Raw genomic sequence first — 20709 nt, forward strand, 5'->3', positions numbered from 1 at the left:
ATGAAGCGACTGATCGGCCTGCTGCCGGAACCGAGCCTGCGCACCCAGCGTCTGCTGGCCGCCGCGGTGGTGTTCACCCAGGGATTCATCTCGGTCACCGGTGCGATCGTCCGGGTGACCGCTTCGGGGCTGGGCTGTCCGACCTGGCCGCAGTGCTTCCCGGGCAGTTATGTCCCGGTGGCGGTCTCCGAGGTGCCGCGGATTCATCAGGCCATCGAGTTCGGCAACCGGATGGTCACCTTCGCAGTCGTCATCACTTCGGCGCTGGCGGTACTGGCGGTGATCCGGGCGGGACGACGGACCGAGGTGCTGACCTACGCGTGGCTGATGCCGGCCTCCACGGTGGTGCAGGCGGTGATCGGCGGTATCACGGTGCGCACCGGGCTGGCGTGGTGGACGGTGGCCGTTCACCTGCTGGTGTCGATGCTGATGGTGTGGCTGGCGGTGCTGTTCTACGTCAAGGTCGGCGAGCCCGACGCCGGCGCCGTGGTGCGTGAGGTGGTTCCGGCGCCGTTGCGCCTGCTGACCGCGTTGTGTGCGGCGACGCTGGCCGCCGTGCTCGTCAGCGGCACCCTGGTGACCGGAGCGGGGCCGCACGCCGGGGACAAGAGCGCGACCCGCACGGTGGCGCGGCTCAAGGTCGAGGTGGCCACCCTGGCCCACGTGCACGAGTCGCTGCTGATCGGTTTCCTCGGCCTGCTGGTGGGGCTGACGTTCGGGTTGCTGGCGGTGCGCGCGGGCAGGCCGGCGCTGCGCCGGCTGACGACGGTGATCATCTTGGCGTTCGCGCAGGGGCTGATCGGTGTCGTTCAGTACTTCACCGGGGTGCCCGCTGTGCTGGTGACGTTGCATGTCGCCGGCGCGGTACTGGTCACCGGGGCGACCGCGGCGCTATGGGCGTCGCTGCGCGAGCGGACCCAACCCGAGCCGATTCAGCGCTGACTCCACCGCCAGCGTGAAGCGCCGCTGCGCGCCGTCGCGGTCGACCGGACTTATGTGACGCCAGCCCAGCTGCGGCGCGATCAGATCCAGGCTCACCAATCGGGCGTCTGACGGCGGTCCGATCACATCGGCCCGGGCGTACAGCAGCTCGTCGATGCGGATGCTGAGCCGTTCCGCGGCCGCCCGCAGCGCCGAGCGGCCCAGGTCCCACATCTCGAAGTCGGGGTCGACGGCGTGCCCCGTCCGGAACGCATGCGACTGCCCGCTGCCGAAGAACACCAGTGCGATGGGATCTTCCCGCGACTGTCCCCGCATCGTGGGCACCCCGGCGTATTCCAGATCCCGCAGGTAGCGTTCCTCGGCGTTCCAGGCGATGACGTCGGGGTCGTTGAGCAACGCGGGCACCCGCCTCGTCCAGGCCAGGAATTCGGCTTTGCGGTCCAACACATCGTGGGTCGCCCGCAGGATCACCAGATCCGCCGCCAGGGCGTCTGGATCATCCCAGGACAGCGAACGCGCCTGCAGGCCGCGGCGCCGCAGCGACTCCACCAGAGCCACATCGTCAACCCGGCCACCGCTCTCGCCCGGTGCCAGCGGATCCCCGGCCAAGACGATGCGCGGATGGAAGATGTCGGGCCGGGCCAACTTCATGCAGACCTCACGTTCGGAGATGATAGTCACCATGCACGCCGTCGAAGTCGCGAAAACCGGTGGACCCGAAGTCCTGAGCTATGTCAAGCGCCCGAAGCCGGCCCCCGCCGCCGGCCAGGTGCTGATCCACGCCGACGCGGTCGGGGTCAACTTCATCGACACCTACTTCCGCTCCGGCACCTATCCGGCCGCGTTGCCGTTCGTGGTCGGCAACGAAGTGGCGGGCACCGTCGCCGAAGTCGGCGCCGGTGTGACGGGATTGAACGTGGGTGACCGGGTGGCCAGTGCCTCGGCGACCGGCGCCTACGCGAAGTACAGCACCGCGCCGGCGGCCCTGACCGCCCCCATCCCCGCCGGTATCGACGCGGGCGTGGCGGCGGCCGCCCTGCTCAAAGGGCTGACTGCGCATTATCTGATCAAGTCGGTGTACCCGGTGCAACCCGGCGATGCCGTCCTGCTGCATGCCGGGGCCGGCGGCGTCGGGCTGATCCTGACCCAGTGGGCCACCGCCCTGGGCGCTCGGGTGATCACCACGGCATCGACCCCGGCCAAGGCCGAACTGTGCCGGCAGGCCGGTGCCGTCGAAGTACTCGACTATCCCGGCCCGACGGACTCCGACGCCGCCACGTTCGGCGCCCGCATCAAGGAGCTGACCGGAGGTGGCGTGGCCGCGGTGTACGACGGGGTGGGTGCGACGACGTTCGGCGCCAGCCTGGCCAGCCTCGCGGTGCGGGGCACGCTGGCGCTGTTCGGTGCCGCCAGCGGGCCGGTGCCCCCAGTGGATCCACAGCGCCTCAACGCCGCGGGATCGGTGTACCTGACGCGGCCCAACCTGGCGCATTTCACCCGCACCGTGGAGGAATTCTCTTGGCGCGCAGGAGAATTATTCGATGCGATCGCCACCGGGACGATCGAGGTGACGGTGAGCGGACGTTACCCGCTGGCGCAGGCTGCCGACGCCCACCGGGATCTGCAGGCCCGCAAGACGACCGGCTCGATCGTGCTGTTGCCCTAAGGGTTTCCGCCGGAATCGATACCGCCCCAGCTCTCGGGCAGCAGCGGCAGCCGGGCAGCACCGTCGAACGTGCCGGCCAGCCGGGTCAGGCCCACCGCGGCCATCTCGGGCTTGGCCGTGATTCCGGCGAAACCCAGTTCTCCCGCGCCATGATCCGATGCCCCGACCTTGATCACCTCGTGGTCCTGCCGGGTCTGACGCCTTCGGCGGCGGGCCGCCGAGCGTGTCGCCGCCTGTGCGGCCGCCGCGGACGAATCGGGTTCCGGCGCCTTCTTCTTCGCGATGGCTGCCGCACCCACGCCGGTGCCGGTGCCGACCCGCGGTGTGCATCCGGGTCCGCCGCCGACCACATACGGGTACGCGAACGCCGGAACCCCGGCCGACGGCGGGGCCGGCACCGGCGACGGCGCGGCGGGCGGTCCGGGTGCCGCGGGCGGTGACGCCGCCGCAGGCGCCCCCGTGGCGGGGACCCCCGGGATGCCACTGACAGCCGCCGGGACGGCCGGCACCGGCGTGGCCACGGGCTGCGCCGCGGCCACGGGTGCCGGAGTCTGCGGCAGGCCCACCAACCCGCCGAGTCCGCTCAGGGCCCCCACGGGTGCGGCCAGCGCGCCGGCGGCGACCGCCAGCAGCGGCGCCGACTGACTCAGGGTGGTGGCGAGCTGCGCCACGTGGGTCGGCCAGTCGAACAGCGCGATCATGAGCAGGTATTGCAGGCCCGCCGTCGGGTCCTGACCGCCGGCGTATTGGAAGTTCTCCAGCAGTTCCAGGGTCCGGGCGAGGTACCAGATCGGCTCATTGGCGTTGGCGTAGTAGTCGTACAGGTGCCCGTTGAGCGTTCCGCCGGTCGGATCCCAGTTGATCCCGACGTTCTTGAGCAGCTGCGCGATCGACAGGTCCAGCGGGCTGCCGACCTTGGGATCGTGGGTGGATGGGTCGTCGGAGATGCCGAGGATGTTCGGGGCCGGCCCGGTCTGCGGCACCGCGGCCACCGCGGAGCCCGCGACCGCCTCATAGGTCGCCATCGTGGTGGCGGCCTGCACCCACATCCGGAAGTAGTCGGCTTCATTGAGCGCGATCGGGATGGTGTTGATCCCGAAGAAGTTGGTCGCCACCAACACTCCGTGGGTGGCGTGGTTGGCGGCCAGCTCCGCCAACGTCGGCATGGTGGCGAGCGCGGTGACATAGGCGGCTGCCGCCTCTTCCTGCGCCGCCGCCATCCGGGCGCTGTCTGCGCCGGCCTGGTTCAACCACGCCAGATACGGCTGGTGCGCTGCTTGGTATTGCTCACCGGCCGCGCCCTGCCAGAACCCGGCCGACACCAATGTCACCAGGGCGGCCAGTTCCTCGGCGACGGTGGCGTACTCCGCGCTGAGCGCCGACCACGCCGCCGCCGCCGCGAAGAGCGGACCGGGGCCCGGCCCGGCGCCGAGCAATGCCGAATGCACCTCCGGTGGCGACGCCATCCACAACATCTCGAACACAATAATTCATAGTCTCGAAGACTATTGTTCGGTTGCCCGAACTCCGTGTCGTCAGTTGCCTTCGGGCTCCCGGCGCTGCCAGGTGCCGGGGAGTAACGGCATCCGGGGTCCGTCGTCATAGGTACCGCCGGTCGACACCGTCAATCCCGTGGCCGGCGCGTCCTCGCGGGTCGAGCTCCCGGTGATCCCACCCAGCTGAGCACCCCGCGCTGACGCCGTCACCGGCTGTTCGGGTTCGCCCCCCGGATCGGCCCAATCCGGCTTCAGCTCGACGGTGAGGTCCATGACTCCGTCGCCGGACCGGTGCTTCGTGACGCGCCGACGGCGACGGGCCAGTCGTTGCTCCCTTCCGGCCTCGGCCGCTGCGGCAACCGCGGCCGAACCGCGCGGCTCAGCAGACTTGCGCGACGCACCCGCCCCGGTAGTCATGCCCGAACCGGTTCCGATACCCGGCGGGCCGAGCAGATAGGGCAGGAAGGTGGCCGAGGCGACCGAGCCCGCCCCGACCGGAGGCGCCGGGGGCGGCGGGCCGCCGACTCCACCGGCGGCCGGCACCGGGGCCGGCGCGGGCGCAGGGGCCGGTGCGGGCGGAACCGCGGGTGTCGTCGAGGCCGAGAACGCCGGCAGAAGATCCGGCACCGCCACGATCGGCACCGTCGCGGGCACCGGTGGGGGCAGCGCGGCCAGGCCCGCCAATCCCGCCAGGCCGCCCGCGGCCCCCAACGGCGCGACGGCCGGGACGGCCAGCGCGGCGATCAGGGCGGGGTTCTCCGCCAGGAATTGGGCCACCTCAAGAATGTGGGTCGGGAAGTCGAACAACTGCCAGCTGATGAACCATTGGATGGCCTGCACCGGGTTCTGGGAGAGCAGCTGGCCGAAGTATTGGAAGTCCTCCAGCAGTTCCAGCGCCCGTGCGACCCAAAAGCTCAGTTGCGCCGGATGGGTGTAGTAGTCGTAGTCGAATCCGTTGAGGGTGCCTCCCGATGGGTTCCAGTTGTACCCGAAGTTCTGCAAGATCTGTGCGAGGTACTGGTCGAACCCGTTGGAGATCGTCGGATCGTGGGCCAGCTGGCTGTTGCCGATCCCCAGCTTCTGCAACTCGTCCACCAGCCACTGCGGAAGACCCAGCGGGTTCTCGTCGTCGTCGGCCGACTGCGCCTGTGTCGCATCTGTTTTCACGATCTGCGGCGCCGGGGCGGTCTGGGGAACCGAGGCGACGGCGCTGCCCGCAACGGCCTGGTAAGTGCCCATGACGGTAGCGGCCTGCACCCACATCCGGCCGTAGTCGGCCTCGTTGAGCGCGATCGGAATGGTGTTGATTCCGAAGAAGTTCGTCGCCACCAGCACCCCGTGGGTGGCGTGGTTGGCCGCCAGCTCGGCCATCGTCGGCATCGCCGCCAGCGCACTGACATAGGACCCGGCAGCCGTCTCGAGCTGGACCGCCGACGCAGCGCTGTCCGCGGAGGCCTGATTCAGCCACGCCAGATACGGGGCATGGGCGGCCACATACGATTCGGCGCTGGGCCCCTGGTATGCCCCGGACTGCACCGCCCCCAACACCGCGGTCAGTTCGTCGGCCACCGCGGTGTACTCGTTGCTCAGCAGCGACCACGCCGCCGCCGAGGCCAGCAGTGGGCCGGGCCCGGACCCGGAGCTCAACAACGCCGAATGCACTTCCGGCGGCGACGCCATCCAGATCGGCGCAGCTGCGGTCACCGTCGGCCACCCGATGAATTGTTGAACATGATTTTCATTATCGGCAAATTCAATACCGGCCACGCCGTCCGCACAAGGCGCTGCGCCCTCGTGTTACCTGCGCTACTGCTGTGTCATCAATGGACGGGCTGAAACAAGCATTCACATGCCGATTCGGCAAGTAGGGCTTAGACCAACGGTTAGAACAGGGTGGGCAGCCCGATGGCCGAGTCCACCGCGAGCGCGCAGAACACCACGGCCAGATAGTTGTTCGACTGCAGGAACAGCCGCAGCGGCTTGACCGGCTCACCGCGGCGCACCCCGGCGTAGAGCTGGTGGGCCATGGTCAGGAACCAGGCCCCGGCCGCCGCCGCGACCGCCGCGTACAGCCACCCGGCGGCGGGAACCAGCGCCAGCGTGGCGGCCACCGTCGCCCAGGTGTAGAGCACGATGCGGTGGGTGACGACGCGTTCGCTGGCCACCACCGGCAGCATCGGCACACCGGCTGCCGCGTAGTCGTCCTTGTAGCGCATCGCCAGCGCCCAGGTATGCGGCGGAGTCCAGAAGAAGATCACCAGGAACATAACCAGCGCGGGCCAGCCGATGGTGCCCGTCACCGCGGACCAGCCGATCACCACCGGCATGCAGCCCGCCGCGCCACCCCACACCACGTTCTGTGAGGTGTGCCGCTTGAGCATCATCGAGTAGACCAGCACGTAGAACGCAATGGTGGCCATGGCCAAGATGCCCGACATCGGGTTGGTGGTGCGCCACAGCCAGGCGAACGAGACCGCGGACAGCATCAGGCCGAAGATCAGCGCGTTGCGTGTCGGCACCGCGTCGCGGGCCAGCGGCCGGCGGGCCGTGCGCTTCATCACCTTGTCGATGTCGGCGTCGACGACACAGTTCAGCGCGTGCGCCCCGGCGGCGGCCAGCATGCCGCCGATCATGGTGTTGAAGATCAGCAGCGGATTGACGTTGCCGCGATCGGCCAACAGCATGGCCGGAATGGTGGTAACCAGCAGCAACTCGATGATCCGCGGCTTGGTCAGCGACAGGTACGCCAGCAACGTGGAACGTATTGCGCGGATGCGGCGCGGCGCGACGCCCTCGCGAATACTCACGTGATGACTCCTTGGATGACAGCAGCGACGGCAGCGTCTACTACGGACGATGGTAGACCGCGTGGCCGGGCCCGCCGAATCGCAGGGTCGATTCGCACTAGGCTTGGCGTTCGTGACCACTGCTGCAGAGATCTCCGCCCTGACCCGACCGCACCACCCGAGCGACTGGGCCGACATCGACTCCGTGGCGGTCGACACCGCCCGGGTACTGGCCGCCGACGCGGTACAGAAGGTCGGCAACGGCCATCCCGGCACCGCGATGAGCCTCGCTCCCCTGGCGTACACGCTGTTCCAGCGGGTGATGCGGCACGACCCGTCGGACCCGCACTGGCTCGGCCGCGACCGCTTCGTACTCTCCCCCGGCCACTCCTGCCTGACCCTTTACATCCAGCTGTACCTGGGTGGCTTCGGTCTGGAGCTGGCCGACATCGAGGCACTGCGCACCTGGGGTTCCAAGACCCCCGGCCACCCGGAGTTCCGGCACACCAAGGGCGTGGAGATCACCACCGGCCCGCTCGGGCAGGGCCTGGCCTCCTCGGTCGGCATGGCGATGGCCGCCCGCTACGAGCGCGGCCTGTTCGATCCCGACGCGGCGCCGGGCACCAGCCCGTTCGACCACTACGTCTACGTGATCGCCTCCGACGGCGACATCGAGGAAGGCGTGACCAGCGAGGCGTCGTCGCTGGCGGGCGTGCAGCAGCTCGGCAACCTGATCGTGTTCTACGACCACAACAAGATCTCCATCGAGGACGACACCGCGATCGCCTTGTGCGAGGACACCGCCGCCCGCTACCGGGCCTACGGCTGGCACGTCCAGGAAGTCGAGGGCGGCGAGAACGTCACCGGCATCGAGGAGGCCATCGCGGCGGCCCAGGCCGTCACCGACAAGCCGTCGTTCATCTCGGTGCGCACGATCATCGGCTACCCCGCCCCGAGCAAGATGAACACCGGCGGCATTCACGGCTCGGCGCTGGGCGCCGACGAGGTGGCGGCCACCAAGAAGGCGCTCGGGTTCGACCCCGACAAGACGTTCGACGTCTCCGACGACGTCATCACCCACACCCGCTCGCTGGTGGCCCGGGGCAAAAAGGCCCGTGACGAGTGGCAGGCCGGGTTCGACGACTGGGCGGCGCGGGAGCCGCAGCGCAAAGCCCTGCTCGACCGGCTGCTGGCCGGTGAACTGCCGGCGGGCTGGGACGCCGAGCTGCCGTACTGGGAGCCCGGCTCCAAGGACATCGCAACCCGCGCCGCGTCCGGCAAAGTGCTTTCCGCCGTGGGTCCGAAGCTGCCCGAACTGTGGGGCGGCTCAGCCGATCTGGCCGGCAGCAACAACACCACGATGGACGGTGTGAAGTCATTCGGGCCGGCGTCGATCTCCACCGGCGAGTACACCGCCGATCCCTACGGCCGCACCCTGCACTTCGGCATCCGCGAGCACGCGATGGGCTCGATTCTGTCCGGCATCGTGCTGCACGGGCCGACCCGCGCTTATGGCGGGACATTCCTGCAGTTCTCCGACTACATGCGGCCGGCGGTGCGGTTGGCGGCGCTGATGGACATCGACCCGATCTACGTGTGGACCCACGACTCGATCGGCCTGGGCGAGGACGGCCCGACTCACCAGCCCATTGAGCACCTGGCCGCGCTGCGCGCGATCCCGCGGTTGTCGGTGGTGCGTCCAGCCGATGCCAACGAGACCGCCTACGCCTGGCGCACGGTGCTGGCCCGCGGCGCCGACAGCGGCCCGGTCGGCCTGATCCTGACCCGCCAGAACGTGCCGGTGCTGGCCGGCACCGACGCCGACGGGGTGGCCCGCGGCGGCTACGTGCTCAGCGAAGCGGCCGGCGGTGACCCCGACGTGGTGCTGATCGCCACCGGTTCTGAGGTGCAGCTGGCCGTAGAAGCACAGAAATTGTTGGCTGACAAGGACATCAAGGCCCGGGTGGTGTCGATGCCGTGTATGGAGTGGTTCGAGGCCCAGCCGGCCTCCTACCGCGACCAGGTGCTGCCGCCGGCGCTGCGCGCGCGGGTCGCCGTCGAGGCCGGCATCGCCCAGTGCTGGCATAAGCTGGTGGGCGACGCCGGGCAGATTGTTTCGATCGAGCATTTCGGGGCATCCGCGGACTACAAGACTCTGTTCCGGGAGTTCGGATTCACCCCCGAAGCCGTCGTCGCGGCCGCAGAACGTGCCCTGAACAACTGAGAAGGAGCGCCGTCTTATGACTCAGAACCCCAACCTCGCCGCGCTGAGCGCCGCCGGAGTCTCGGTGTGGCTGGACGACCTGTCCCGTGACCGGCTCACCTCGGGCAACCTCGCCGAGCTCGCCGAGACCCGCAGCGTGGTAGGGGTGACCACGAACCCGACCATCTTCCAGAAGGCACTGGAGAAGGGCCACGCCTACGACAGCCAGGTGGCCGAGTTGGCCGCCCGCGGCGCCGACGTGGACGCCATGATCCGCACCGTCACCACCGATGACGTCCGCGACGCGTGCGACGTGCTGCGCCCGGCCTGGGAGGCCTCCAACGGGGTGGACGGCCGGGTGTCGATCGAGGTCGACCCGCGCCTGGCCCACGACACCGACAAGACGATCCTGCAGGCCGTCGAGCTGTGGAAGATCGTCGACCGGCCCAACCTGTTCATCAAGATCCCTGCCACCAAGGCGGGCCTTCCGGCGATCACCGCGGTACTGGCCGAGGGGATTTCGGTCAACGTCACGCTGATCTTCTCCGTGCAGCGGCACCGCGAGGTGATGGACGCCTACCTGGCCGGCCTGAAAGCCGCCAGGTCCGGTGGCCACGACCTGTCGAAGCTGCACTCGGTGGCGTCGTTCTTCGTCTCCCGGGTGGACACCGAGATCGACGCCCGACTGGAGAAGATCGGCTCCGAGGCGGCTCTGGCCCTGCGCGGCAAGGCCGGTGTGGCCAACGCCCGGCTGGCCTACGCCGCCTACGAAGAGGTCTTCGGCGGTGCCACGTTCGCCGCGCTGGCCGCCGACGGCGCTCGGGTTCAGCGGCCACTGTGGGCGTCGACCGGGGTGAAGAACCCGGACTATCCCGACACCCTCTATGTCACCGAGCTGGTGGCCCCACACACCGTCAACACGTTGCCGGAGAACACGATTGAGGCCGTCGCCGATCACGGCGAGATCCGCGGTGACACCGTCAGCGGCACCGGTGCGGCGGCACAGCAGGTCTTCGATCAGCTGGTCGCGATAGGCATCGACATCCCGGACGTGTTCAAGGTCCTCGAAACCGAGGGGGTCGAGAAGTTCGAGAAGTCGTGGGCCGAACTTCTCGAAGCCACCCAGACCCGCCTCGAGGCCGCCTCGAAATGACCGGGGCAGCCGCTCGCTCTGACGCAGCGCCGTGGCTGAACCCGTTGCGGGACAAGCGCGATAAACGCCTGCCCCGCATCGCAGGTCCGTGCGGGGTGGTGATCTTCGGGGTCACCGGCGACCTGGCCCGCAAGAAGCTGATGCCGGCGATCTACGACCTGGCCAACCGGGGCATGCTGCCGCCCACCTTCGCCCTGGTCGGTTTCGCCCGCCGCGACTGGGCCGACGAGAACTTCGCCGACGTGGTCTACCAGGCCGTCAAGGAGCATGCTCGCACCCCGTTCCGTCAGGCCGTGTGGGATCGGCTGGCTGCCGGATTCCGGTTCGTGGCCGGCACGTTCGACGACGACGATGCGTTTGCCCGGTTGTCGAAGACCCTGGAGGATCTGGACGCCGAACGGGGCACCGGCGGCAATCACGCGTTCTACCTGTCGATTCCGCCCGCGGCGTTCCCGGTGGTGTGCGAGAAGCTGCACGCCTCGGGTTTGGCCCGCCCGCGCGATGGCCGCTGGAGCAGGGTGGTGATCGAGAAGCCGTTCGGCCATGACCTTTCCAGCGCTCGTGAGCTCAACGCAGTGGTCAACCGCGTCTTCCCGGAGGAGTCGGTGTTCCGCATCGACCACTACCTGGGCAAGGAGACGGTGCAGAACATCCTGGCGCTGCGCTTCGCCAATCAGTTGTTCGATCCGATCTGGAATGCCAACTACGTCGACCACGTCCAGATCACCATGGCCGAAGACATCGGGCTGGGTGGCCGCGCCGGCTACTACGACGGCATCGGCGCCGCCCGCGACGTGATCCAGAACCACCTGCTGCAGTTGCTGGCGCTGACCGCGATGGAGGAGCCGGTCAGCTTCTCCCCCAGCGAATTACAGGCCGAGAAGATCAAGGTGCTCTCGGCCACCAAGCTGGCGCAGCCGCTGGACGAGACCACCTCCCGCGGCCAGTACACCGGCGGCTGGCAGGGTGGCGAGCAGGTGGTCGGGCTGCTCGACGAAGAGGGGTTCGCTCGGGATTCGTCGACCGAGACCTATGCCGCCATCACGTTGGAGGTCGACACCCGGCGCTGGGCGGGGGTGCCGTTCTATCTGCGCACCGGCAAGCGGCTGGGGCGTCGGGTCACCGAGATCGCCCTGGTGTTCAAGCGGGCACCGCATCTGCCCTTCGATGCCACCATGACCGACGAACTGGGCAAGAACGCTCTGGTGATCCGGGTGCAGCCCGATGAGGGAATCACCTTGCGATTCGGGTCGAAGGTGCCCGGCAACCTCATGGAGGTGCGCGACGTCAACATGGACTTCTCCTACGGTTCGACGTTCTCCGAGGATTCGCCGGAGGCCTACGAACGGCTGATCCTGGATGTGCTGCTGGGTGAGCCGTCATTGTTCCCGGTCAATGCCGAGGTCGAATTGTCTTGGGAGATACTCGATCCGGTGCTAGACAATTGGGCCGAGCACGGCAGACCCGAGCAGTATCCGGCCGGCAGTTGGGGGCCGAGTTCGTCGTTCGAGATGCTGGCCCGCTCGGGCCGGGAATGGCGGCGGCCGTGATTCGCGCCGCCGACGAGGCAGAACGAAGAATGAGCGATGCGGAGGAGCGGCGCCAATGATCTTGGACCTGCCCGACACGTCCACCACGGCGATCAACAAGAAGCTCACCGAGTTGCGCGAGCAAGTCGGTGCGGGCAACACCGGACGGGTGCTGAGCCTGATCATCGCGGTGTCCGGCGATGCGCTGCTGGAGGAATCGATCGAGGCGGCCACCGTGGCCAGCCAGGAGCATCCATGCCGGGTGATCGTGGTCTGCACCGGCGATACCGGCGACACCGGCGACACGCGCCTGGACGCCCAGCTGCGGCTGTTCGGCGACGCCGGCGCCGGCGAGGTGGTGGTGTTGCGGCTGGCGGGCGAACTGGCCGCACACGCCGATGCGGCGGTGGTGCCGTTCCTGCTGCCCGACATCCCGGTGGTGGCCTGGTGGCCGCAGGCCGCTCCCGCCTCGCCCTCCGAGGACCCGTTGGGCGCGCTGGCGGTACGACGGATCACCGACGCCACCAACAGCACCGACCCGCTCGCCGCGATCAAGGGCCGCCGCGACGGCTACCGCCCCGGCGACACCGACCTGTCCTGGAGCCGGATCACCTACTGGCGGGCGCTGCTGGCCTCCGCGCTGGATCAGCCGCCGTATGAGCCGGTCAATTCGGTGCTGGTCTCCGGGTTGTCGACCGAACCGGCCCTGGACATCCTGGCCGGCTGGCTGGCCAGCTGCATCGAGGGGCCGGTGCGCCGCGCGGTCGGAGAGCTGAAGATCGAGTTGGTGCGCGATAGCGAGACCGTCACGCTCAGCCGCCCCCAGGACGGGGTGGTGGCCACCTTGAGCCGCACCGGCCGGCCGGACGCACTGTTGCCGCTGCCGCGACGCGACACCTCCGAGTGTCTGGCCGAGGATCTGCGCCGGCTGGATCAGGACGTCATCTACGGCGCCGCCCTGCGCGGTCTGGAAAGGGTGGAGTACCAGTGACACCCACGACGACCGTCGTGCAGATCTACCCCGACGCCGACGAGCTGGTGGCCGCCACCGGGGATCGGCTCGCCGATGCGATCGAAGCCGCGGTCGCCGACCGGGGCCGGGCGCTGATCGTGCTGACCGGGGGCGGCAACGGGATCGCGCTGCTGCACCGGCTCGGCGAGCATGCCGGACGCATTGACTGGACCCGGGTGCACCTGTTCTTCGGCGACGACCGATTCGTCCCCGCCGACGACGCCGACCGCAACGCCAAGCAGGCCCGCGACGCCCTGTTGGGCCGCATCGACATCCCGGCGGACAACGTGCACGCCATGCCCGCCAGTGACGGCGCGGCCGGCGACGACCTGGATGCCGCCGCACTGGCCTACCAGCAGGTGCTTGCGGCCAATGCCGAACCCGGCCAGCCCGCACCGGATTTCGACGTGCACCTGTTGGGGATGGGCGGCGAGGGCCACATCAACTCGCTGTTCCCCGATACCGATGCGGTGCGCGAGACGGTCCGGCTGGTGGTCGGGGTGCCCGACTCGCCCAAGCCCCCGCCGCGGCGTATCACGCTGACATTGCCGGCCGTACGGCGCTCCCGCCAGGTCTGGCTGGTGGTCGCCGGCGAAGCCAAGGCCGAAGCGGTGGCTGCCGCGATCGGCGGCGCCGACCCGGTTCAGGTGCCGGCGGCCGGTGCGGTGGGCCGCGAACAGACGGTGTGGCTGCTCGACGCGGCCGCGGCCTCGCGGTTGCCGCAGTGAGCACACCCTCGACACGCCATAATGACTGACATGGCTGACAGGACCCCGGGCGCAGGCCCCGAACGCAGACGGCTCAAGACCCTCGCCCAGGCGGCACTGAACGCCGACGTGACAGTCGGACAGCTCGAAGACGTCCTCGGCGGCCTGGGCACCACGATGGGTGAGCTGAACAGTTCCCTGGTCGGTCTCAATGCCACCGTCGAACGTCTGGGCAACGGGCTGGATCATCTGGAGGCGACGATGGCCGGCCTCGACGACCTGGCCCGGCGGCTGGTTGCGCTGATCGAACCGGTGGAGGCCATCGTCAGCCGGATCGACTACCTCGTCGAGGTCGGCGAGACCGCGATGTCGCCGCTGGCGGCGACCGAGAACGCGGTGCGCGGCATGTTCAACGCCATGCGCAACCGCGTCGTGCGTTAGAAGTGATTCTGGTACTTGATCAGCAGGCCGACCGCGATGATCGATACCAGCCAGATGGCGATGACGAAGTAGGTCAGCCGGTCCAGGTTCTTCTCGACCACGGTCGAGCCCGACAGGCTGGACTGCACGCCGCCACCGAACAGGGTTGACAGGCCGCCGCCCTTGGCGCGGTGCAGCAGCACCAGCAGGATCACCAGCAGGCTGGTGATCACCAAGAGGATCTGCAGCGTCAAAATCATGCCGCCACCCTACCGTTTCCCGGCTTTGGTCAAGGCAGCGGCCCGCCCGCGGCCAGCGCGGCCAGGATGGCGAACTGCTCGCCGTCCAGCGACGCCCCGCCGACCAGGCCACCGTCCACGTCGGGCTGGCCGATGAGCTCGCCGACGTTCTTGGCGTTGACCGAGCCGCCGTAGAGCACCCGGACCGTCTCGGCGATCTTCGGTGAGGCGAGCTTGCCCAACTCGGCGCGCACCGCCGCGCACACCTCCTGGGCGTCGGCCGCACCGGCCACCCGGCCGGTGCCGATCGCCCACACCGGCTCGTAGGCGATGACGACCTGGGCGATCTGCTCGGCGCTCAGGCCGGCCAGCGAGCCGCGCAGCTGCTCCAGGCAGTGCTCGACGTGGGTGCCGGCCTCGCGGATCTCCAGGTGCTCGCCGATGCAGACGATCGGGGTCAGGCCGTGCCGCAGGGCGGCCGCGGCCTTGGCGGCCACCAGCGCGTCGTCCTCGCCGTGGTAGCTGCGCCGCTCGGAGTGCCCCACCACCACGAAGGTGCAGCCCAGCTTGGCCAGAAACGCCCCACTGACCTCACCGGTGTAGGCGCCCGAGTCGTGCTGCGAGAGGTCCTGGGCGCCGAAGGTGAGCCGCAGCTTGTCGCCGTCGACCAGGGTCTGCACGCTGCGCAGGTCGGTGAACGGCGGCAGCACGGTGACGTCGACCTTGTCGAAGTACTTGTCCGGCAACGAGAACGCCACCTTCTGCACCAGGGCGATGGCCTCGAAGTGGTTGAGGTTCATCTTCCAGTTGCCGGCGATCAGCGGCTTGCGACTCATGTGCAGCTCCCCTTGAAAAATTTAATTGTCCAGTACCTGCAGGCCTGGGAGTGGTTTGCCCTCAAGGTATTCCAGTGACGCCCCGCCACCGGTGGAGATGTGGGAGAAGCCGTCTTCGGGCAGGCCCAGGGCCCGCACCGCGGCCGCGGAGTCTCCCCCGCCCACCACGCTGAACGCGCCCTTGGCGGTGGCCGCCGCGATCGCCTCGGCCACACCCCGGGTGCCCGCGGCGAACGCCGGGAACTCGAAGACGCCCATCGGGCCGTTCCAGAAGATGGTCTTGGCGTTGGACAGCAGTGTGGCGAACCGCTCCACCGAGCCGGGGCCGATGTCCAGGCCCATCTGGCCTTCCGGGATGTCCTCGGCCGGGACCGTCGTGGGCGTCGCGTCGGCGGCGAACTTCTCGGCGACCACGATGTCCGCCGGCAGCCGCAGCACGTCGGCGTAGTCGTCGAGCAACTGCCGGCAGGTGTCGACCATGTCGGCCTCCAGCAGCGAGGTGCCCACCGGCAGCCCCTGGGCGGCCAGGAAGGTGAAGCACATGCCGCCGCCGATCACGATGGAATCGGCCTTGGTCGCCAGCGACTTGATCACGCCCAGCTTGTCGGAGACCTTGGATCCGCCCAGCACCACCGCGTACGGCCGCTCGGTCGACTCGGTGAGCTGCGCAAGGACCTTGATCTCCGCGTCGACCAGTGTCCCGGCGTAGGCCGGCAGCAGGGTGGCCACGTCGTAGACCGAGGCCTGCTTGCGGTGCACCACGCCGAAGCCGTCGGAGACGAACGCCCCTGGCGAGCCGTCCGGTGCGGCCACCAGCTCGGCCAGTGCGCGGGCCAGCCCGAGCCGCTCGGCGTCGTCCTTGCTGGTCTCGCGCGGGTCGAAGCGGATGTTCTCCAGCAGCAGCACGTCCCCGTCGGTCAGGCCCTCGGCGCGGGCCAGCGCGTCGGTGCCGACCACATCACCGGCCAGCTGGACGTGCCGGCCCAGCTGCTCGCCCAGTGCCTTGGCGACCGGCGCCAGCGACAGCTTGGGGTCGACAGCACCCTTGGGCCGGCCCAGGTGCGCGGTGACGACCACCTTGGCGCCGGCCTGCGACAGTGCCCGCAGGGTGGGCACCGAGGCGGTGATCCGTCCGGCGTCGGTGATGTTTCCGTCGTCGTCGAGCGGGACGTTCAGGTCGGAGCGCACCAGCACGCCCCGACCCGTCACCCCTTCGGCCAGCAGGTCGTCGAGCGTCTTGTGAGCCACAGCGCTTAGAGGGACTTGCCGACGAGCGCGATCAGGTCGACCAGCCGGTTGGAGTAACCCCACTCGTTGTCGTACCAGGAGACCACCTTGGCCTGGTTGTCGATCACCTTGGTCAGGCCCGAGTCGTACAGCGAGCTGTGCGGGTCGGTGACGATGTCGCTGGAGACGATCGGCGCGTCGTAGTACTTCAGGATGCCCTTCATCGGGCCCTCGGCGGCGGCCTTCATGGCGGCGTTGATGTCGGCGACCGAGGCCGACTTGGCCAGCTCGGCGGTCAGGTCGGTGACCGAGCCGGTGGGGATCGGCACCCGCAGCGCGTAGCCGTCCAGTTTGCCCTTGAGCTCGGGCAGCACCAGGCCGATGGCCTTGGCGGCACCGGTGCCGGTGGGCACGATGTTGATCGCGGCGGCGCGGGCGCGACGCAGGTCGGAGTGCGGGCCGTCCTGCAGGTTCTGGTCCTGGGTGTAGGCGTGGATGGTGGTCATCAGGCCCTTGACGATGCCGAACTCGTCGTTGAGGACCTTGGCCAGCGGTCCGAGGCAGTTCGTGGTGCACGAGGCGTTGGAGATGATGTTCTGGCTGCCGTCGTACTTGTCGTCGTTGACGCCGAGCACGATGGTGATGTCCTCGTCGGAGGCCGGCGCGGAGATGATGACCTTCTTGGCACCGGCGTCGAGGTGGCCCTGCGCCTTGTCCCGCTTGGTGAAGATGCCGGTGGATTCGACGACGACGTCGACGCCCAGGTCGCCCCAGGGCAGCGCCGCCGGGCCTTCCTTGACCTCGAGGGCCTTGATCTTGGTGTTGCCGACGACGATGGTGTCGTCGCCTTCGAGGCTGACGTCGTGGGGCAGCCGGCCCAGGATGGAGTCGAACTTCAGCAGGTGCGCGAGGCTGGCGTTGTCGGTCAGGTCGTTGACCGCGACGATCTCGATGTCGGTGTTGTTGCCCGCCGCCTTCTGCGCGTCCAATGCCCTGAAGAAGTTGCGCCCGATGCGGCCGAAGCCGTTCACGCCTACCCGGACCGTCACTGGTTACTCCTCGTGTCTTGCTGAAATGAGCCGATGTATTCCCAGTCAGCCTAGTGCGTGACGTAGCACACGGCGCAGGGTCTCGACGTTAATCCCGCGACACCGGCCGGACCGGCGGCCGGTGCGGGAATCAGTCCGCGGTCAGTGCGGTTGGCTAGTGCCATGCGCATACAGATCTGGTCGGACGTCGTGTGCCCGTTCTGCTACATCGGCAAACGCAGGCTGGAGGCCGCGTTGGCCGAGACCGGGATCTCCGCGGACATCGCGTGGCGCAGCTTCGAGCTGGACCCGCAGGCGCCGCCCCTGCTCGATCGGCCGCTGGCCGAGGCGATGGCCGCCAAGTACGGCTTCAGCCAGGACCGGGCCCGGGCCTTTCTCGACGGCCAGCGCCGATCGGCTGCCGCCGTGGGCCTGTCCTTTGACTATGCGAACATCAAGCGTGGCAACACCTTCAACGCTCACAGGCTGATCCACCTGGGCGCATCACAGGGGTTGGCCGACAATGTCAAGGAGCGGTTCCTGCGGGCGTATTTCACCGAAGGCGCCGCAATCGGGGACCGCGACGTGCTGGCCGGTCTGGCCGTCGAGGCCGGTCTGGACGCCACGGCGGTGGCGGCGGTGCTGGCCGGCGACGCCTACGCCGCGCAGGTGCGAGACGATGAGCGCCGAGCCGGTGAACTCGGTATCCACGCGGTGCCGCACTTCCTGATCAACGAGCGCACGGCGATCTCCGGGGCGGCGGAGGTGGCGACGTTCGCTGCGGCACTGCGCGCTGAGGCGGCTACCGGTCCGGTTTGACCCGACCGCGCTTGGTGATGCGGACGGGGAGCTCGTCGCCGGGCTGTGGCCACGGCTGGCGGCTGAGCATGTCGGCGATCGCGACATAGCCGGCCTCGATCAGCCCGGTTTTGGCGTCGAAGATCTGGTAGGCCTGTTCGCGCCGGTGAATGGGTTGGCCTTCGAGCGTGATCACCCGCAGGTCGCCGTCGGCGAAGTCGCAGCGGCGCTGCACCGCCGCCAGCAGCTGCTCGTTGTGCAGGTGTCCCTCGCCGAAGTTCCATCCGATCAGCGGGCCGGCGATGACCTCGCCGTCCCGGATCGTGTAGTCGGCCGCGTTGCCCTCTCCGCCCAGTGCCCGGGGCAGCAGTCCGTTGAGCGCCCGGCCGTGCAGGTGCATGGCACGAAACGCCCCCGGGACCTTGGCGGCCACCAGGTCGACGGTCGCCGGGTCGTAGAACTTCGCCAACTGGTTGATGACCAGTGGCGAGCTCTTGACGATCTTGGTCTCCAGGGTGTCCTCGGCGCCGCCGCGGAAGCACCAGAAGCTGGCCGCCCAGTTCCCGGCGTAGTACCGCATGGCCGGCAGGAACGAGATCTGCTGCGGAAACATGTTTCCCGCGATCGGGATCACGACCAGCCCGGTGAACAGGATGGCCATCAGCAGCGGTGAGCGCAGGTCGTAGACGCTGACTTCGGGGTGCTGCCCGAACAGGAAGAACAGTGAGAACAGAAAGAACACGTTCCATTCCAACGGGACTCCCATCGGGAGGTTGGACAGGATGTTGAGGTGGAAGATCACCATGAAGGCGATCAGGAACCACCGCCACGGGTGATCTCCGGCGACCAGCACCAGTAATGCCGGCACCACGAATTCGGCGGTGGTACCGCCGACGTGGGCCATCAGCTGCGGTATCCGGGTGGGGCGCAGATCATCGAGGTGATCGACGTACATCCGGCGCTTGAGGCCGGTGAAGATCTTCGCCCGCAGCAGGGCGTTGTTGCTGGTCATCACCGCGACCACATAGGGAAAGTGGTGGTTGAGCTTGGATGTGGCTGCACCCCACCACAATCCGAGGATGATGAGCTTGAACGCGGCCATCTGATCGACATAGGGGAAGAAGAACACCAGCAGGGTCAGGCCGTAGTGCTCGGCGCGAGCGGCCAGGAAGATCGTCTTGTCGCGCAGACCCAGCACGACCAGCGCGATCACCACCGGCACCACCAGCGTCGGGTCCAGCAGGCCCACCGGGGCGGGGTCGCCCTGACCGGCCGACAGCAGCAGCCGCACACCGCAGATCAGCACCGCGGCGTACAACGCGACGTCGGCGACGGTGCGGGTGTCGCCGCGGGTCAGCGGAATCCTGTCCGGCCAGGGCGGCAGCCGGATCGTGTTGGGCCGCAACCAGTACAGGGCACCGCCGATGGGCGGCCAGAACCGGGCGGTCAGCGGACCCGATCCGCAGCCCAGGCCGACGATCTCGAACAGCAGGCTGAACAGGACGAGCTTCTGGTAGACGATCGGCTGCGTCCACCACTCGGAGATGCGGCTCAAGCCGTCCAGGCCCGGGGTGGTCGCGATGACAGCCGCCGCGCCGGCGACGTAGGCCGCGATCTTGAGCAGGTAGATCAGGTAGACCCCCGACGGGGTGCCGAAGCCCTCTTCGGCCCAGTGCCGGCTGCAGATCTGGATACGCGTCGCCCACGGGGCGGCGCGCCACGTCTCGGGGGCGATGTCGGGGACCGACGGTTTGATGAATCCCATGTTGTCCTCACTCGCTGGAGTCCGTTCAGTTATAACGGCCGCGGCGTGAGGCCGGTCAGCTTTTCGGGTAGGCCGCGCGCAGCAGCGCCGGCGGCTTGAACGGGTGCCAGTCGCCGGCGGGCTGCGCCAGGCGATCGGCGATCACGTAGACCGCCGCAGGATGGTAGGCGAAGGCGATGTGGCTGGCGGCGATGCCGATGTTCTCGGTCTGGGGCGCGACACCGGTGAGGCACACCTGCCGCCCGACGATGCCGTCCACGACGGAGTACAGCGCGGTGGTGGGCACCGGCAGTGGCGGCGGCTCGGATTCGCCACGCACTTCGTGCATCGCGGACTGATAGTCGCCGTACCAGCGGGCCCACTGGGTCCAGCGCGGCCACTGCGGGAAGTCGGACATGTCGGTCGGTACGGAGTCGGCCTGATCGGACATGCCGGTGGCGAGCCGGATCGGCGAACCCAGGGTGATCACCTGGCGAACTGATTCCGTTCTGCGCCACGCCAATTCACGGGCATATAGGCCTCCCAGGCTCCAGCCGATCACCGAGATCGGGACCTGATAGCGGGCCGAAAGCGCGTCGAGCCGTGCGGCTATCCCGTCACGCACCCGCGGCGTCGGGCCGAAATTGGTGCCCAGTCCCCAGCCATGCACCCGATAACCCAGCCGCCGCAGCACACGGCGCAGGACCAGGGTCGCCGAGTCGGCAGCACCCAGGCCGGGCAGCACCAGCACCGGGTGGCCGTCACCACGCGGCAGATTTCCCAGCAGGGGTGCCGCCCCGGCGAGCAGCCCGATATCGACGGCGGCGCGAGCGGGTTCGGTGAGGTAGAGCAGCCGGCTCGGGATGACGGGCCGGTGGTTCATGCCGGGAGTCCCGCGGGGACGGCGTTGGATTTCACGGTTC

Annotated in this window: 19 protein-coding genes; 9 read left to right on the forward strand and 10 right to left on the reverse strand. The window is 68.8% G+C overall.

All coding sequences use genetic code 11. From position 1 onward, the window contains the following. Positions 1–942 carry a COX15/CtaA family protein gene (locus tag K6T84_RS09750; protein WP_225396315.1) on the forward strand — a complete coding sequence of 314 codons (942 nt, stop codon included), beginning with the start codon at positions 1–3 and terminating at the stop codon, positions 940–942. Here K6T84_RS09750 and K6T84_RS09755 read toward each other — a convergent pair. Next, positions 892–1593, reverse strand: coding sequence for a DcsG N-terminal domain-containing protein (locus K6T84_RS09755; protein ID WP_225402015.1), 702 nt, complete (start codon positions 1591–1593; stop codon positions 892–894). The genes K6T84_RS09750 and K6T84_RS09755 overlap by 51 nt on opposite strands. Before the next feature lie 31 nt (positions 1594–1624). On the opposite strand from K6T84_RS09755, the gene K6T84_RS09760 reads away from it, so the two are divergent. Then, positions 1625–2608: a quinone oxidoreductase family protein gene (locus K6T84_RS09760; RefSeq protein ID WP_225400160.1), complete on the forward strand. Its 984-nt coding sequence runs from the start codon at positions 1625–1627 to the stop codon at positions 2606–2608. On the opposite strand, the gene K6T84_RS09765 is transcribed toward K6T84_RS09760, so the two are convergent. From K6T84_RS09765 to K6T84_RS09775, 3 genes are all read right to left on the reverse strand, one after another. Next, a complete protein-coding gene (locus K6T84_RS09765; RefSeq protein WP_225400161.1) occupies positions 2605–4092 on the reverse strand; it encodes a PPE domain-containing protein in 1488 nt (495 codons plus the stop codon). The genes K6T84_RS09760 and K6T84_RS09765 overlap by 4 nt on opposite strands. 51 nt (positions 4093–4143) lie before the next feature. Next, on the reverse strand, positions 4144–5784 hold the full coding sequence (locus tag K6T84_RS09770) for a PPE family protein (protein ID WP_225402016.1): 1641 nt from the start codon (positions 5782–5784) through the stop codon (positions 4144–4146). Between the two features lie 203 nt (positions 5785–5987). Continuing rightward, positions 5988–6911, reverse strand: a complete 924-nt coding sequence (locus K6T84_RS09775; protein WP_225400162.1) for a heme o synthase — start codon at positions 6909–6911, stop codon at positions 5988–5990. Between the two features lie 112 nt (positions 6912–7023). Here K6T84_RS09775 and tkt point away from each other — a divergent pair, with 112 nt between their 5' ends. From tkt to K6T84_RS09805, 6 genes are read left to right on the forward strand one after another with little or no spacing between them, the layout of a single operon-like run. Continuing rightward, positions 7024–9114 carry a transketolase gene (gene tkt, locus K6T84_RS09780; protein WP_224860600.1) on the forward strand — a complete coding sequence of 697 codons (2091 nt, stop codon included), beginning with the start codon at positions 7024–7026 and terminating at the stop codon, positions 9112–9114. 16 nt (positions 9115–9130) lie between these two features. Continuing rightward, a complete protein-coding gene (tal, locus tag K6T84_RS09785) occupies positions 9131–10246 on the forward strand; it encodes a transaldolase (protein ID WP_225400163.1) in 1116 nt (371 codons plus the stop codon). Continuing rightward, entirely contained in the window at positions 10243–11796 is a 1554-nt protein-coding gene (zwf, locus tag K6T84_RS09790) for a glucose-6-phosphate dehydrogenase (RefSeq protein WP_224860604.1), read from the forward strand. The genes tal and zwf overlap by 4 nt, the downstream gene beginning before the upstream one ends. A 55-nt stretch (positions 11797–11851) precedes the next feature. Then, positions 11852–12766, forward strand: coding sequence for a glucose-6-phosphate dehydrogenase assembly protein OpcA (gene opcA, locus K6T84_RS09795; protein ID WP_224860606.1), 915 nt, complete (start codon positions 11852–11854; stop codon positions 12764–12766). Further along, on the forward strand, positions 12763–13515 hold the full coding sequence (gene pgl / locus K6T84_RS09800) for a 6-phosphogluconolactonase (RefSeq protein WP_225396322.1): 753 nt from the start codon (positions 12763–12765) through the stop codon (positions 13513–13515). The genes opcA and pgl overlap by 4 nt, the downstream gene beginning before the upstream one ends. A gap of 21 nt (positions 13516–13536) precedes the next feature. Further along, the gene (locus K6T84_RS09805; protein ID WP_225396323.1) at positions 13537–13935 is read left to right on the forward strand and encodes an ATPase; all 399 of its coding nucleotides are present in this window, start codon (positions 13537–13539) and stop codon (positions 13933–13935) included. On the opposite strand, the gene secG is transcribed toward K6T84_RS09805, so the two are convergent. From secG to gap, 4 genes are read right to left on the reverse strand one after another with little or no spacing between them, the layout of a single operon-like run. Then, a complete protein-coding gene (gene secG / locus K6T84_RS09810; protein WP_224860612.1) occupies positions 13932–14174 on the reverse strand; it encodes a preprotein translocase subunit SecG in 243 nt (80 codons plus the stop codon). The two genes, K6T84_RS09805 and secG, sit on opposite strands and share 4 nt — an antisense overlap. A 29-nt stretch (positions 14175–14203) precedes the next feature. Then, on the reverse strand, positions 14204–14989 hold the full coding sequence (tpiA, locus tag K6T84_RS09815; RefSeq protein ID WP_224860614.1) for a triose-phosphate isomerase: 786 nt from the start codon (positions 14987–14989) through the stop codon (positions 14204–14206). A gap of 21 nt (positions 14990–15010) precedes the next feature. Further along, positions 15011–16237 (reverse strand): phosphoglycerate kinase, encoded by a 1227-nt coding sequence (locus K6T84_RS09820; protein ID WP_224860616.1) that lies wholly within the window; start codon positions 16235–16237, stop codon positions 15011–15013. A 5-nt stretch (positions 16238–16242) separates the two neighbouring features. After that, on the reverse strand, positions 16243–17265 hold the full coding sequence (gap, locus tag K6T84_RS09825) for a type I glyceraldehyde-3-phosphate dehydrogenase (RefSeq protein WP_224860618.1): 1023 nt from the start codon (positions 17263–17265) through the stop codon (positions 16243–16245). A 162-nt stretch (positions 17266–17427) separates the two neighbouring features. On the opposite strand from gap, the gene K6T84_RS09830 reads away from it, so the two are divergent. Then, a complete protein-coding gene (locus K6T84_RS09830) occupies positions 17428–18063 on the forward strand; it encodes a DsbA family oxidoreductase (RefSeq protein WP_224860620.1) in 636 nt (211 codons plus the stop codon). On the opposite strand, the gene K6T84_RS09835 is transcribed toward K6T84_RS09830, so the two are convergent. Further along, positions 18047–19807: a DUF3556 domain-containing protein gene (locus K6T84_RS09835; RefSeq protein ID WP_224860622.1), complete on the reverse strand. Its 1761-nt coding sequence runs from the start codon at positions 19805–19807 to the stop codon at positions 18047–18049. The genes K6T84_RS09830 and K6T84_RS09835 overlap by 17 nt on opposite strands. A 55-nt stretch (positions 19808–19862) precedes the next feature. Next, entirely contained in the window at positions 19863–20669 is an 807-nt protein-coding gene (locus tag K6T84_RS09840) for an esterase/lipase family protein (protein ID WP_225400164.1), read from the reverse strand. Positions 20670–20709 lie beyond the last annotated feature (40 nt).

This window comes from Mycobacterium zoologicum (assembly GCF_020181635.2).
In the GTDB taxonomy this organism is placed as follows: domain Bacteria; phylum Actinomycetota; class Actinomycetes; order Mycobacteriales; family Mycobacteriaceae; genus Mycobacterium; species Mycobacterium zoologicum.

Bases quoted from the DNA above. Each gene is read 5' to 3' on its own strand.
- K6T84_RS09750 (WP_225396315.1), top strand. From the start codon at position 1: ATGAAGCGACTGATCGGCCTGCTGCCGGAACCGAGCCTGCGCACCCAG.
- K6T84_RS09755 (WP_225402015.1), bottom strand. From the start codon at position 1,593: ATGAAGTTGGCCCGGCCCGACATCTTCCATCCGCGCATCGTCTTGGCC.
- K6T84_RS09760 (WP_225400160.1), top strand. From the start codon at position 1,625: ATGCACGCCGTCGAAGTCGCGAAAACCGGTGGACCCGAAGTCCTGAGC.
- K6T84_RS09770 (WP_225402016.1), bottom strand. From the start codon at position 5,784: ATGGCGTCGCCGCCGGAAGTGCATTCGGCGTTGTTGAGCTCCGGGTCC.
- tal (WP_225400163.1), top strand. From the start codon at position 9,131: ATGACTCAGAACCCCAACCTCGCCGCGCTGAGCGCCGCCGGAGTCTCG.
- zwf (WP_224860604.1), top strand. From the start codon at position 10,243: ATGACCGGGGCAGCCGCTCGCTCTGACGCAGCGCCGTGGCTGAACCCG.
- opcA (WP_224860606.1), top strand. From the start codon at position 11,852: ATGATCTTGGACCTGCCCGACACGTCCACCACGGCGATCAACAAGAAG.
- K6T84_RS09805 (WP_225396323.1), top strand. From the start codon at position 13,537: ATGACTGACATGGCTGACAGGACCCCGGGCGCAGGCCCCGAACGCAGA.
- secG (WP_224860612.1), bottom strand. From the start codon at position 14,174: ATGATTTTGACGCTGCAGATCCTCTTGGTGATCACCAGCCTGCTGGTG.
- tpiA (WP_224860614.1), bottom strand. From the start codon at position 14,989: ATGAGTCGCAAGCCGCTGATCGCCGGCAACTGGAAGATGAACCTCAAC.
- K6T84_RS09830 (WP_224860620.1), top strand. From the start codon at position 17,428: ATGCGCATACAGATCTGGTCGGACGTCGTGTGCCCGTTCTGCTACATC.
- K6T84_RS09835 (WP_224860622.1), bottom strand. From the start codon at position 19,807: ATGGGATTCATCAAACCGTCGGTCCCCGACATCGCCCCCGAGACGTGG.
- K6T84_RS09840 (WP_225400164.1), bottom strand. From the start codon at position 20,669: ATGAACCACCGGCCCGTCATCCCGAGCCGGCTGCTCTACCTCACCGAA.